A 14,286-nucleotide genomic window follows, 5' to 3' on the forward strand; every position below is an offset into this window, starting at 1 on the left:
CAAACCGACCGTTCGGTCTAATTTATTTGGTAAGAAAAGCAACTGACTTATTACTCAGTTGCCATTCCTTTTAACAGTACATCTATTGCCTTTTTATAAATACGTTTCAGCTCTTTATAATCTAACTCGTAATAAAGTACTCCAAGCCCTGATAATAATCCATTCACAATATACATAAGGTCGCGCGTATTATCTTCACGAAACTCTCCAGACTGTATGCCTGCTTCAATTAATTTCTCAAACATAACATATGATTCTCTAGTTAAAGCTAACAGTTCATCCAAAATCTCTTTACTTACAACTTGGCTCATAGAGAATTCCTCTATTGCATTTGAAATTGGTTGCTGTATGTCCTCTACATGATATTCTGCGAGACCATATAGTTTTTCAGTATTCGTACTATACAACTTCTCTTTTTCATTCCATTTTTCAAGCCAATCATACGTATGCTGTTTTACTACAAATAAAAATAATTCTTCTTTACTTTTAAAGTGATAATAAATACTTCCTTTACTTCTCTCTGTAATTTCACAAATCTCTTCCATAGATGTAGCTGCATAGCCCTTCTGTGAAAACAGACTTTCTGCTTTATAGGCAATTTCTTTCTTTATCTCTTCTGCATTTCTTCTCATATTCACACCTCTTTAAACCGACCGTCCAGTCTAATAATAACAAATAAAAAACCTCTATCGCAAGAGGCTATATCCCTTATTTAAGAAAATGTACTTTCAAACCACGTTCGAATCATATGTATTATTCCAATTTTAAATCCTAATTTAACAAGAAATATGCCTCCCGCAGCTAATAAAAATAACGCTACTTTCCCCTTATTTTTCACTTTCGGTTCCCTCTTCATTTCCATTCCCCTTAGTATGTTAAAAATATTTAATCAAACGTTTGTTGAACTATTTTTATGCGTATGTAAGCAAACTAATCAAACGTTTGTTTAAAAAGAAATACGCCTTTATAAGGCGCATTTTCATCAATCACCGCCACCACCGCAGCTGCCTCCACTATCTCCACCAAAAGAACCTCCGCAATCATGTGAACCTCCATCGTGTGAGCTATCATTATCAGATCCAGCAAAGAAAAATAATGGTGATGAGTTGTTAGATGAATTATGAATGTTGTTTTGTTTCGTAAGATTTACCTTCTTTTTGTTTGATCGAACTGCTGTTACAATTATTCCAACTACAACAAATAATAGTATGAAAATAATAAATTCCATATAAAAACCTCCCTTAATCTTCGAATAATTGAATGGTTCTTTCTAGATTTTCAAGTGAAATAAAGCGAGATTCACGAAGGATCTCTTTTCCATTATAAAATAATAAAACTGTTGGCCCTGTAAATACTGCATATCGCCCCGCAATTTCTTGCATGTCTTGTAGTAATATTTCTACTTTCTCTACGTAATCATAATTCTCTAATATACCATTTACTTTTCTTAACATAACATCACAAACACCACAATTTTCTGTTTTAATAAACAGAAGTACTAATTGTTGTTCTTCAATATATGTCGCTAATTCTTCTATCGTTTCAAATGTATTCATCTTATCCCTCTTAGCGTAATTTACGAAATACTTTACCTTGGTACATACGAAAAGCTGAACTATCTTTAATTTTCCTCTTTTCCATTACCTGCTGAAAACGCAGCGTTTTTGCTGTTAACTCTTCTTGTAATTTTTTTCTCTCTGCTTCATCATAACAGCACGCAATTAAGTCTTCTATTTTTAATATATCTTTTTGTAGTTCCATTTCTGGTGGAATCATACCCGCATTTTTTAAGATTTTATAACTCATTCTAAGTTCTGGAGGTACCATTGAAAGGTCTTCTAATTGTAGTGGTTTTCCTTTTCCCGGAATATGATCAAGGTCTCCATTCCGTATTGCTTGTCGAATTTTTTCTTCAGCAATGTTCAAAAAGACATCCACACCATTCTCTCCTTTACATATTTTTACTATTATTTTACATGATATTTTCTCATCTTGCTACGCTATTACAAATTGACCTCATACAATTTTTTCTCAAATTTAATTCCAAGAAGCCCTTTCCCCCCTAATCAATATTTTATCTTCATGTGTAATCTGTATTAGAGCCATTTCATATTGAGAAAGTCTTTTCGAATCAAATAAAGCGTTTACACCAAATCTGACATTTGCTACGATTTAATCACCCCAGCTCCCTTGTATAGACTTCGTGATGTCTGATCATTTTTATCTAGACGTTTCATTTTGGTTTATTGGCGCATGCCTTTAAATATATCTTTTATTTTGAAAGGAGAAATGACTATGAAATCAAAAAAATTCACGCTGCTATTACTATCCCTACTACTCTTCTTACCTCTTTTTCTCACAAACTTTATTACTCCAAATTTCGCATTAGCAGATTCACCAAAGCAAGGTCAAAAAATTGTTGGGTATTTTCCTTCTTGGGGCATTTACGGACGTAATTATCAAGTTGCAGACATTGATGCATCAAAGCTAACTCATTTAAACTATGCTTTCGCTGATATTTGCTGGAATGGAAAACACGGAAACCCTTCTACTCACCCCGATAATCCAAATAAGCAAACGTGGAACTGTAAAGAATCTGGTGTACCACTGCAAAATAAAGAGGTTCCTAATGGTACTCTCGTACTCGGCGAACCATGGGCTGATGTCACAAAATCTTATCCGGGATCAGGTACAACTTGGGAAGATTGTGATAAATACGCCCGTTGCGGAAATTTCGGAGAACTGAAACGATTAAAAGCTAAGTATCCTCACTTAAAAACAATTATTTCCGTTGGTGGCTGGACTTGGTCTAATCGCTTTTCTGACATGGCCGCCGATGAAAAAACAAGAAAAGTATTCGCTGAATCTACAGTAGCTTTTCTTCGCGAATATGGATTTGACGGTGTTGATTTAGATTGGGAATACCCAGGCGTTGAAACAATTCCTGGTGGTAGTTATCGTCCTGAAGATAAGCAAAACTTCACCCTACTCCTTCAAGATGTTCGAAATGCATTAACGAAAGCTGGTGCAGAAGATGGGAAACAATATTTACTAACAATCGCGTCAGGTGCAAGCCAACGTTATGCGGATCATACAGAGCTAAAGAAAATCTCTCAAATACTGGATTGGATTAATATTATGACATATGATTTCCATGGTGGATGGGAAGCTACTTCTAACCATAATGCAGCTCTATACAAAGACCCCAATGATCCAGCAGCGGATACGAAATTTTATGTAGATGGTGCGATAGATATTTATACAAATGAAGGGGTTCCAGCTGATAAACTCGTATTAGGTGTACCTTTTTACGGACGTGGATGGAAAAGTTGCGGAAAAGAAAATAACGGCCAATACCAACCTTGTAAGCCAGGTAGTGATGGAAAACTCGCTTCTAAAGGAACTTGGGATGATTATTCTACCGGTGACACAGGTGTGTACGATTATGGTGATTTAGCAGCTAATTATGTTAATACAAATGGTTTTGTTCGCTATTGGAACGATGTAGCGAAAGTACCTTATTTATATAATGCGACTACGGGCACGTTTATTAGCTATGATGACAGCGAATCTATGAAATATAAAACAGACTATATAAAAACAAAAGGTTTAAGTGGCGCAATGTTTTGGGAACTAAGCGGGGATTGCCGTACAAGTCCAAAATATAGTTGTAGTGGACCTAAATTACTTGATACGCTAGTAAAAGAGTTACTTGGTGGACCTATTACTCAAAAAGATACTGAATCACCAACAAACGTAAAAAACATCGCTGTTACAAATAAAAACTCAAACTCTGTTCAATTAAACTGGACTGCATCTACTGATAACGTAGGAGTTACGGAATATGAAATTACTGCCGGAGAAGAGAAATGGAGTACAACTACAAATAGCATTACAATTAAAAACTTAAAATCTAATACAGAATACACATTTTCAATAATAGCAAAAGATGCTGCTGGAAATAAATCACAGCCTACTTCTATTATTGTAAAAACAGACGATGCTAACACAACACCTCCTGATGGAAATGGGAATGCTACTTTTTCAGTCACTTCAAACTGGGGAAGTGGTTACAACTTCTCGATTGTAATTAAAAATAGTGGAACGACCCCTATTAAAAACTGGAAATTAGAATTTGATTACAACGGCAATTTAACACAGGTTTGGGATTCTAAAATTAGTAGTAAAATAAATAATCATTACGTAATTACGAATGCAGGATGGAATGGTGAAATTCCTCCTGGAGGATCGGTTACAATCGGAGGAGCAGGAACAGGCAATCCTGCTGAACTTGTAAATGCATCCATTAGCGAAAATTAAACGTAATCTCCATTAATTATTTCACTAAAGTTTGAATTTAGGTTTGAGTGCTCTATCCTAAATTCAAACTTTTAATTTTATGAAAAATCACAAACAAACATTATAATAACCTATTATAATCATATTTAGTTTCTAATATGAAGTTCGTGTGAAGTTCAGCTGAATTTTACATGAATTTCCTTTAATTTCTATTGTCTTCCTATACCAATCACATTATCCTTTACATATAGGAATTAGTTTTCATTCCATTTCAAACTATCTATATATATAAAGAAAGATAGTCGCCTATTAGGGAAAGGCATCTAGTATGATTATAAATATAAACATAACAAAAGAAAAAGCACACTTATAAGCGCACCATAAGAGTGCTTCTTCATACAATTCTCATGTAAGAGTTCTCGAAAATCATGTTAATCACAAAGAAAAGGCATTAGCTTATACAAGCTAATGCCTTTTCTTTATTCCTATTGTTCAACGTTCCATTCTTCTATATTCCATACTTTTGTTATCCATGCTTCATAGAAAGAAGGCTCATGTGAGACAAGTAAAACTGTTCCTGTATATTGTTGTAACGCTTCCTGCAATGCCTTCTTTGTTTCTATATCTAAATGATTAGTTGGTTCATCTAAAATTAAAACATTGCTTCTCATTACGATAAGTTCGCATAAACGTACTTTCGTTTGTTCCCCACCGCTTAATAAACGGATAGGTTTTAATACGTGTTCTTCTTTCAATCCACACTTTGCTAATGCTTGGCGTACTTCTTTCCTTGTCATATCTGGTCGTTCTGTCCAAACTTTCTCTAATGGTGTTGTTTCGGAAGCAAACTCTTCCTGTGCAAAATAGGCAGGATTTACTCGATTGCCAACAGAAATTGAACCACTTAGCGGCTTTATTTGACCTAATAACGTTTTTAACATCGTCGTTTTTCCAATTCCATTATGACCAATAACCGCTATCTTTTCGCCTTTTTTCACTTGTAAATTCAACTCTGGACATAACGGATCACTATAACCTATCCTTAGTTGCTCAGCTTGCAATATACGACTTACTGGCTCCTCATAAACATTGAAATCAAAACGGGGTCGAGTTACATGAGTAACCTTTTCAACCCTTTGCATTTTCTCCAATACTTTCTCTCGACTTTTAGCCTGTTTCGCTTTTCGAATTTTATTTTTTTGAATAAATGTTTCTAACTGAGAAATTTCTTTTTGTTGTTTCGCATACGCCGATTGTAATTGTTTCTTTTGCACTTGATAACTTTGTACAAACTTTTCATAATTTCCTACGTATCGCTTTACTTTCCCTCCTTCTAGATGATAAATAATATTTGTAATACTGTTCAAAAATAGTTCATCATGCGAAATGATCACATAAGCTTTTTCATACAGTCTCAAATACGATTGCAACCATTCTATATGAGCTGTATCTAAATAATTTGTTGGCTCATCTAGCAATAAAACATCAGCTTTTTCTAAAAGGAGCTTCCCAAGTAATAACTTTGTTCGCTGTCCTCCACTTAACTTTGAAACGTCCTTTTTAAGCCCTATTTCAAATAACCCTAAACCGACTGCTATTTCTTCAATTTCTGTATGAATGTGATAGAAATTAGAGCTTTCCAATATAGTTTGTAATTCTCCATATCTTACTAACAGTTTTTCTATTTCTTCTGCTCCATCCATTTCTTCTGCAATTTTTAACATTTTGCGTTCAATCTCATACAAATCCGAAAATGCACTTTGTAGATATCCTTCAATTGTGATTCCCTCTTGTAAATCCATATGCTGCTGTAAAAAACCTACCTTCACATGTGGAAACCATTCAATGTTCCCATCATCATGTATAAGCTCTCCTGTTAAAATCTTTAACAATGTTGATTTTCCAATTCCATTTTCCCCTACTAATCCAACATGCTCGCCCTTTAATAGTCGAAAACATGCATTATATAAAATGGTTTTCTCACCATACGAATGACTTAAATTTTCTACTGTTAATATACTCATTTTTTTCTCTCCTTTACTTATAGTTCATAAGCTAAATAGAGAGCGCAACAGTATAAAGCCTTATTTAATTGTATATATATAAAATGGGTAAGGTGAATACACCTTACCCATTACATATTATCGTAAAAAAGGATTAAGGTTCTTTACCTGCTGTCTTCAATTTAGCTTAATCATTAAAAATGGGCAGACTTCTCCCGTATCAAGCTAAAACCATTTGAAGAACAGTTGATAAAGTCATTTTATCCTTTCACTCCTTTAACATTTGTTATATTAAGAGTATAAACTACTCTGTTATATTCTATTCTCTATTTTTCTTTTTGTTCCTTCTCCGTTTTTTCATTTTCTGCGTAAATTTCTTTATACATCTTTTCTAATGCATATGGACTTGTAAAGATGAGCGTTAACGATTTCCACATATAAATTCTTCTTTGTAGTTCTATCCCATACTCTTTACTAACCATATTTTTCACTTCTGGAATATGCTCTTCGTTTTGAAATTGTTGTACAGATTTCAATTCCTTCGTCTTAAAATCCGTTAAAAGGCCTATTACAGTTCGTCCATGTTCCTGCGACCTTTCTTCTAAATCAAACTGAATTGAATGAACAAAACCTAAAACGTGAAAGATTTGAGCATGCAACCCGACAGCAGCACGCTGTTCCATTAAGCTGTAGCACTCTCGTTTTAACTCTTCTACCATTTCTAAAGAATTTCTATTAACTGTCCTTTTGCCGACAAACATAATTTTTACAATATGAGCGACTGCCCCCATACTTTTTAATACACTCTCTAAAATTTCTACTGCATCTTCCACATAACCATTTGAAATTATAGAATGAATAAATTCATCTAATAGCGCTTGAAACTTTTTAACTAAATGTAAATCACGTAATTCTGGAACACCTTTTGTCAATTGATCCCGGCCTTGAACCCACTTTAAAACTTCTGTCATTTCTTCTTCTTTTAATTCATGGTGTTCCATACCATACTTCATTAATAAAATATGATTTTTTAATAAGGACTTTCCTTCTTCAAAATTATCAGCTGTTAACGAATCAACTATTTGCTCTATAGATTTCATCTTTCTCCCCCTATATTAAAAAGCCTCTTAACAGTAATTATACTAAAAACTGTTAAAAGGCTTTTTCTATTTTTTCATATAAGGAGCTAATACTCTCAAAATTTCTTCCTTATCCTGCTTTAACTCAAGTGATGTTAACATATCCATCGTTCGTGGCCTAGGTAATTTCACTTGTACCTCGCCAACTATTGATGCTGGTCTTTGAGATAAAATAAATACGCGATCTGAAAGCAAGATTGCCTCATCTAAGTCGTGTGTAACCATAACGATTGTTTGCTTCTCTTGGTGCCAAGAGTTTAAAAGCCAGCTATGTACTTCCATTTTTGTAAAAGCATCTAATTTTCCAAAAGGCTCATCAAGTAACATAATTGGCTTTTCACATAAATATGTGCGTAAAAAACTAATTCTTTGACGCATCCCACCAGACAATTCATCTGGATAATGGTCTGCATATTCATCTAGTTCAAATTGCTTTAATGCTTCCATTCCTTCTGTGAGCCTTTGTTTTTTCGGTTTCCCTTCGATTTCCAATGGAAGAACTATATTTTGCAAAGCTGATCGCCAAGGTAGTAATAAATCCTGCTGCGGCATATAACTTACAACATCTTGCTCTTGCATTTGCTTATCGTTATACGTTACATTCCCACTTGTTGGATTTTCAACATTTGCAATCATATTTAATAATGTGCTTTTCCCGCAACCACTCGGTCCTACAAAGGAAACGAACTCTCCCTCTCGTATAGAAGCACTAATATTTGCTAATACATTCTTTCCATCAAAAGCTTTTACAACCTCTTTTATTTGTAATCCACTCATTTTTCACTTGGAAGGAATTCATTTGTAAAGGCATCTTTCACATCAATTTTCTTCTTAATAACTTTGTTATCATATAAGAAATTCATGTAATTCGTCCAAACTTCTTCCTTCTGTACTCCCCACGCTTTCGCATCATCTTGATACTTCGTACTTAACCATTTTTGACTTTCTTGTACTAAATCTTTATTCACATCTGGAACTGCTTTAATTAAAATATCAGCAGCTTCTTTCGGTTCTTTAATTGCAAAATCATAACCTTCTGTCGTTGCACTCATAAACTTTTTCACAAAGTCTTTATCTTGTTTCGTATGTTTTTCACTCGTAATCATAACAGGACTATAGAAATCAAGCGCTGGGTCTAAGTCTTTCACCATAATCGTATTTAACTCTTTTCCTTGGCGCTTCGCTTCAATTCCATCCCATCCGTAATAAATCCATTCAAAGTCTGCATCACGACCGATTGATTTAAAGAAATCTGTTTGTCCTAAGATGATTTTTTCAACTTTATTAAAATCAGCTTGATGCTTCTCCATGATTGTCTTCAACGTTGCTTCTTCTGCTGGTCCTCCCCAGCCTCCGTAACGTTTACCTTCAAAATCTTTCGGTGAAGTCATGTTATCTTTCTTAAGCGATGCAAAAGCTGAAGTGTTATGCTGTATAATCGCTCCTACAGATACAACAGGAATTCCTTCCACACGAGCCAATGTTACATTTTCTTGTGCGCTTATTGCGAAATCAGCTTTTCCTGAAGCTATCATTTGCTCCGCTGTCACATTATCACCAGGCTGAATAATTTCTACATCTAAGCCTTGCTTTTTATAATAATCTTTCGCTTGCGCTACATATAAGCCAGTATGATTCGTATTCGGAAACCAATCTAATACTACTTTTACTTTTTGATCTTTACTCGCACTTTCTTCTTTCTTCGCTGTATTACATCCAGCCACACCTACTGCTAATAAGGCAGCCAACATAACTTTTAAACCTTTTTTCATTTTCTGCCGTCCTTTCTATATATCCATGGTGCTGTTATTCTTGCCATAAACTCTACGATAAAATACAGGCATAATGTCACCATAACAATAATTGCTGCAACACCAAATACTCGGGCTGTTAAAAAGGATTTCGTAGCCCTCGTAAGCATAACTCCTAATCCTTCACTGGCACCGAGCCATTCCCCAATAATCGCTCCCATTACGCTATATGTAACTGCAATTTTTAAACCTGAGAAAAAGTATGGAAGCACTGCTGGGAACTTTACTTTCTGGTAAACTTGCCATTTCGTTGCCTTCATCGTTTGCAACAACTTCAACATATTTTTATCTACCGTTTGAAAACCTTCTAAAATGCTAAGCGCAATCGGGAAGAAACAAACGAGTATGACTACCATTACTTTCGGTAGCATTCCATATCCAAACCAAATAATAAATAACGGTGCAAGTACAACGATCGGAATCGTTTGCGAAATAACAAGCAACGGATTTATTAAAATACGAAATAAAGGGATAACGTCCATAATAATTGCAATACTTGTCCCAATTAAAATCGCAAAGAATAGTCCAATTAAAACCTCTTGCAGCGTTTGCATCGTATTCGGTAATAGTAAATCTTTCATTCCAATTAATTCTTGAACAATGGCAGAAGGCTTCGGTAAAATCCACGGTTCAATTTTAAATACTGAAACAGATCCTTCCCATATCGCAATGAGAAGGATAAGCCAAATTGTTGTAATTATTTTAGATTGCTTCTGGTTTTGCATATTCATCACGGTACTTCCAAACCTTTTCATCTATCGTTACACCAGTGCTTGGACGATAATGGATTTTAATAGAAGTAATCACTTCTTCTGCTCCAGCATCCACACAAGCTTGTTGCGCACGTTTAATGACGTCAAGAAGTACATCTAATTCTCCTTCCAGCGTTGTTTCCATTGCTCCTACTTCATAACGAACTCCCGATTGTTGTACAACTTCAATTGCTTTATCGACAACAGAATATACATCTTTGTTCTTCGCTTGTGGTACTACTGAAAATGAAATTGTAACTTGTTGTGACATAGTAAAATCCCCCTTATAAAATAAAATGTTAAAACAAGAAAAGGCTTTCCTACTGCGTAGGAAAGCCTTGTATGCAAGTTATTATAGAATAACATATGCTACATCACTTTAAGTAACTCCCTACGCTGGTATTATCCAGATCAGGTTGAGGGTCGATGTTTGTTTACATCCTCTCAGCCAATTGGCTCCCCGGTCCTTAATTCGTTTTCATTGTAGCATGATTTATTTTATTGAACAAACAAAAGCACGTATAATCATTTCATTTAACTTTTGAATTCACCAATTAACTCTTGTAACTCCTGTGAAAGCCAGCTTAAAGAACTAGCTAATTCAGCAATATCTTGTACAGACATTTCCTGTTCTTTCATACTTTCTTCAATATTACTACTACTATTCGCATACGTATTTGCGATAAGTGATAGTTCATTTACAACACGAACAAAATTTTGGCTATTTTGCAATATATCACTTGAATTGTCAGAAACAACTCTAATTTGATTTGTAACAGATTGTGCTGATTTTGAAATCCTTTCAAAGAAAGCACCACTACTTTCAACAAGTTTCATTCCAGATTCTACTTCTTTTGAAGCTTTTTGCATTGAAACAACAGCTTCTTCCGTTTCAGCTTGTGTTTCCACTATTAATTTCGCTATATCTTTTGCTGATGCTTCCGTCTGCTCTGCTAATTTACGCACTTCATCAGCAACAACGTCAAATCCCTTTCCGGTTGCCTCATCACGTGAAGCTTCAATAGAAGCATGTAAAGCTAGCGAATTCGTTTGATTTGAAGTATCTGTAATTACATTTACAATATCACTAATTTCTTTTGATCTTGTTTCCAAAGAATAAACGATAGAAGATAAATCTTGTACTGCATTTTGTATTATACTCATTTGATTAATCGCCTGTTTAATAACACCATTTCCTTTTACCGAATGATGCTCCGTACCTTCAGATTCTTTTGCCACTTGTTCTGCAGCATTCTTTATCTCTTCCATCTTATCTTCCATTTCATATACAATACCTAAATACTGTGGTACTGAAGTTTCTTGTGATTGAGCGCCAGCTCTTAACCCAACCATAGAACTTACGATTTCTTGAACTGCCATACTATTCTCTTTCGTACTTACTGACAATTCTTGTGAAGATGAGGAAACCTGTTCTGCTGTCTGCTTCACTTTATCTATAATTCCTTTAAACTTCTCGATGGTATTATTAAAATACGCATTAATAATACCAATATCATCTGGTCTTTCCTCTAATTTAATACTTAAATCACCTTCACCGACTTTACGTAATCCTTCACGTAAATCTCGCAATGGAGCAAGTGCGTTACGTACAATTAAGAATTGAATAAAAGTTGCAATTAAAACAGAAATACAAATAAACAGTAAACCTTGTATAATGAATTTTTCTTTTGTCATAGGAACAATAGAGGCATCTACATCGGCTGCAACAAGTGCCACAATATTATTTTCCTCATCTTTAATTGGCTCTAATATCGTTACCCATGTTCCTAATGCGTCTTCATATACTTCTGTCATGTTTGCTTTTTTTGTGCTCATTACTTTATCATATGCTTCCATCCAAAGATCTGGTTGTTTATAATACTCTCCCGGCCTTACTTCAACAACATTTGCTAAACCTGTAGACAAATCAATGATTTGTAGCTCACCTTTTTCATTTTTTTTCGCTCCAACAATATACGTTTGTCCAACACTGTTCAATTCTTCCGTTGATTCATCTAATTTTTCTGTTAACTTCTCTCTCTTTTCTCTTTCTGCCGTTGGGTCTTTTGCAACATCTCTCAATATTTCTGCGTCTAATTTATGTAATACCGTATCTCCTGTTTCAAAAGAATGTCTTTCAAATATAGACATCATACTATTTTGAAACATGTTAAAACTTAACGCTCCCATAGTACCAACAAGCGTCAAAATAACTAGCACAGTTAACAATACATTTTTTTGAAGAAATGATAGCTTGTGCCAATATTTTTTCATTAACATCACCCTTCTTAATTAACTTAATATAAATTAAAACTATTAAAATATAAACCTCATTAACAATCGATAAAGGTTCTCATTTGTTTGTAAATAAAAAAAAGACCAATGAAAGAGCATTGGTCAAGACCAACCCTATCCGTCCGGTAACTGGCTAGCATAGCCTTTCGGCCTTAGCTCCTGTAGTTTTGCGTCCTAATGTTTCCATCAGTTTGCCTTTCTCGCTGAACGATATGGGAGTTCTATGAGAATTAAATTATTCTCTATCAAAGATTACAACATAAAAATTAAAATGTCTACCTATTTATAGATGCAAATGTAAAGTTTCAACGTATTATTTTTTCGAAATAATTTAACAAAGTACGTGAATGTTACATTTCTTGTGTTATATAATAAAAAATGTATATAACACAAGGATTATTTTGAGTATTTATTTTAATTTTCGTTAAAATTAAATTATTCAAATATATCTTAACTAATGAATTTCGGAGGTAGTTTATCATGTTTTGGCTACAATTTCTTACGTTACTACTCTGCATCTTTATTGGCGCACGCTTAGGCGGAGTTGGTTTAGGAGTGATGGGTGGCGTTGGTATGGCAATACTTGTTTTCGTCTTCCATTTACAGCCTACAGCTCCTCCTATTGATGTAATGCTTATGATTTTAGCAGTAATTACAGCTGCCGGTGCACTGCAAGCCGCTGGAGGAATGGACTACCTTGTTCATCTAGCTGAGAAAGCATTACGAAAAAATCCAAAACGCATTACATTCTTTGCTCCAATTGTTACTTATTTATTTACACTCTGCGCAGGAACTGGTCACGTTGCTTATTCTGTACTTCCTGTTATCGCAGAAGTCTCTCGCGAATCTGGGATTAGACCGGAACGACCAATGTCAATTGCCGTAATCGCTTCCCAACAAGCAATTACAGCTAGTCCTATATCAGCTGCAACAGTTGCACTTTTAGCAATGCTAGCTGACTATAAAATCACTTTATTAGATATTTTAAAAGTAAGTATTCCTTCTACTTTCATCGCTTGTATGGTAGCTGCATTTGTTGCTAGTAAAATGGGGAAAGAATTAAATGAAGACCCTGAATACTTAAAACGATTAAAAGAAGGAATGATTCCTAAGATTGAAGAGAAAAAAGAATTTGTTGGTGTAAAAGGCGCTAAATTATCCGTTATCCTTTTCTTAGTAGGAACTTTCCTTGTCGTACTTCTCGGTTCATTTGAAGCACTTCGTCCAGGATGGATGATCGACGGGAAGCTAGTTCGCCTTTCCATGCCAAACACAATTGAAATGGTTATGTTAACCATCGCAGCTCTTATTATTATTTTCTGTAAACCAAATGTAGAAAGTATCGTGTCTGGTAACGTCTTTAAAGCGGGGGCAACAGCAGTTGTTGCTATTTTCGGTATCGCTTGGATGGGAGATACTTTCTTTAACGGAAACTTAAATATGATTCAAGGTTCAATTCAGCACCTAGTAACAAGTGCACCATGGCTATTTGCCATCGCATTATTCATTCTATCTATTTTACTATATAGCCAAGCAGCAACAGTACGTGCTTTAATGCCTCTTGGATTATCACTCGGTATTCCACCAGCACTACTAATCGCGATGTTCCCTGCAGTAAATGGATACTTCTTCATTCCAAACTATGGAACAATCGTTGCTGCCATTAACTTTGATCGCACTGGTACAACTGGCATTGGTAAATATGTTTTAAATCATAGCTTTATGATTCCAGGCCTAATCGCAACATTCACTTCTATCGGAATTGGAATGCTCTTAATATCAATTATGTTTTAAAGAAAAAGCACAAACCTACATTTTTAAAGGGTTTGTGCTTTTTTAATCAAACGTTTGTTTAAATAAAGTGAAACTTTAATCAGTGGGGGTTTTCTTCATCCCCCCACTGATTATTAGTTGAACCAATCGGACTTTTATGGGCAGTTGATCCCCCACCTAAATTCTTTGCTTTCGCTGAATTTTGAGGTGGGGG

General features: G+C 34.8%; 14 protein-coding genes and 2 riboswitches. Of the genes, 2 read left to right on the forward strand and 12 right to left on the reverse strand.

Translation table 11 applies throughout. From position 1 onward, the window contains the following. Positions 1–50 precede the first annotated feature (50 nt). The 5 genes from F8162_RS28375 to F8162_RS28395 all read right to left on the reverse strand — a co-directional run bounded on the left by F8162_RS28375 (position 51) and on the right by F8162_RS28395 (position 1,938). Positions 51–632, reverse strand: coding sequence for a TetR/AcrR family transcriptional regulator (locus F8162_RS28375; protein ID WP_151630264.1), 582 nt, complete (start codon positions 630–632; stop codon positions 51–53). 80 nt (positions 633–712) lie between these two features. Continuing rightward, positions 713–856, reverse strand: a complete 144-nt coding sequence (locus tag F8162_RS28380; RefSeq protein ID WP_151630263.1) for a histidine kinase — start codon at positions 854–856, stop codon at positions 713–715. A 126-nt stretch (positions 857–982) separates the two neighbouring features. Beyond that, on the reverse strand, positions 983–1,228 hold the full coding sequence (locus F8162_RS28385) for a hypothetical protein (RefSeq protein WP_151630262.1): 246 nt from the start codon (positions 1,226–1,228) through the stop codon (positions 983–985). Between the two features lie 13 nt (positions 1,229–1,241). Continuing rightward, positions 1,242–1,556 (reverse strand): thioredoxin family protein, encoded by a 315-nt coding sequence (locus F8162_RS28390; RefSeq protein ID WP_151630261.1) that lies wholly within the window; start codon positions 1,554–1,556, stop codon positions 1,242–1,244. A gap of 10 nt (positions 1,557–1,566) precedes the next feature. Then, a complete protein-coding gene (locus F8162_RS28395; RefSeq protein ID WP_151630260.1) occupies positions 1,567–1,938 on the reverse strand; it encodes a DUF1992 domain-containing protein in 372 nt (123 codons plus the stop codon). A 357-nt stretch (positions 1,939–2,295) separates the two neighbouring features. On the opposite strand from F8162_RS28395, the gene F8162_RS28400 reads away from it, so the two are divergent. Continuing rightward, positions 2,296–4,320 (forward strand): glycosyl hydrolase family 18 protein, encoded by a 2,025-nt coding sequence (locus F8162_RS28400; RefSeq protein ID WP_151630259.1) that lies wholly within the window; start codon positions 2,296–2,298, stop codon positions 4,318–4,320. Positions 4,321–4,784: 464 nt separating this feature from the next. On the opposite strand, the gene F8162_RS28405 is transcribed toward F8162_RS28400, so the two are convergent. The 7 genes from F8162_RS28405 to F8162_RS28435 form a co-directional block, all read right to left on the reverse strand. Continuing rightward, positions 4,785–6,323 (reverse strand): ABC-F family ATP-binding cassette domain-containing protein, encoded by a 1,539-nt coding sequence (locus F8162_RS28405; RefSeq protein ID WP_151630258.1) that lies wholly within the window; start codon positions 6,321–6,323, stop codon positions 4,785–4,787. Between the two features lie 305 nt (positions 6,324–6,628). Next, positions 6,629–7,402 (reverse strand): hypothetical protein, encoded by a 774-nt coding sequence (locus F8162_RS28410; protein WP_151630257.1) that lies wholly within the window; start codon positions 7,400–7,402, stop codon positions 6,629–6,631. A 66-nt stretch (positions 7,403–7,468) separates the two neighbouring features. After that, positions 7,469–8,218, reverse strand: a complete 750-nt coding sequence (locus F8162_RS28415; RefSeq protein ID WP_151630256.1) for an ABC transporter ATP-binding protein — start codon at positions 8,216–8,218, stop codon at positions 7,469–7,471. Beyond that, entirely contained in the window at positions 8,215–9,213 is a 999-nt protein-coding gene (locus F8162_RS28420) for an ABC transporter substrate-binding protein (RefSeq protein ID WP_151630255.1), read from the reverse strand. The genes F8162_RS28415 and F8162_RS28420 overlap by 4 nt, the downstream gene beginning before the upstream one ends. Further along, a complete protein-coding gene (locus F8162_RS28425; protein WP_151630254.1) occupies positions 9,210–9,983 on the reverse strand; it encodes an ABC transporter permease in 774 nt (257 codons plus the stop codon). The genes F8162_RS28420 and F8162_RS28425 overlap by 4 nt, the downstream gene beginning before the upstream one ends. Next, positions 9,955–10,275, reverse strand: coding sequence for an MTH1187 family thiamine-binding protein (locus tag F8162_RS28430; RefSeq protein ID WP_000082898.1), 321 nt, complete (start codon positions 10,273–10,275; stop codon positions 9,955–9,957). Before F8162_RS28430 ends, F8162_RS28425 begins: the two co-directional genes overlap by 29 nt. Positions 10,276–10,375: 100 nt before the next feature. After that, positions 10,376–10,477: riboswitch (TPP riboswitch) on the reverse strand. A gap of 61 nt (positions 10,478–10,538) precedes the next feature. Next, on the reverse strand, positions 10,539–12,278 hold the full coding sequence (locus F8162_RS28435) for a methyl-accepting chemotaxis protein (protein WP_151630253.1): 1,740 nt from the start codon (positions 12,276–12,278) through the stop codon (positions 10,539–10,541). 142 nt (positions 12,279–12,420) lie between these two features. Continuing rightward, positions 12,421–12,505, reverse strand: a riboswitch (cyclic di-GMP riboswitch). A gap of 274 nt (positions 12,506–12,779) precedes the next feature. Between F8162_RS28435 and F8162_RS28440 the strand changes: the two genes are divergently transcribed. Beyond that, positions 12,780–14,093: an anaerobic C4-dicarboxylate transporter family protein gene (locus F8162_RS28440; RefSeq protein WP_151630252.1), complete on the forward strand. Its 1,314-nt coding sequence runs from the start codon at positions 12,780–12,782 to the stop codon at positions 14,091–14,093. Positions 14,094–14,286 lie beyond the last annotated feature (193 nt).

Origin of the sequence: Bacillus sp. CH140a_4T (assembly GCF_008923725.1) — a bacterium.
Taxonomy (GTDB): domain Bacteria; phylum Bacillota; class Bacilli; order Bacillales; family Bacillaceae_G; genus Bacillus_A.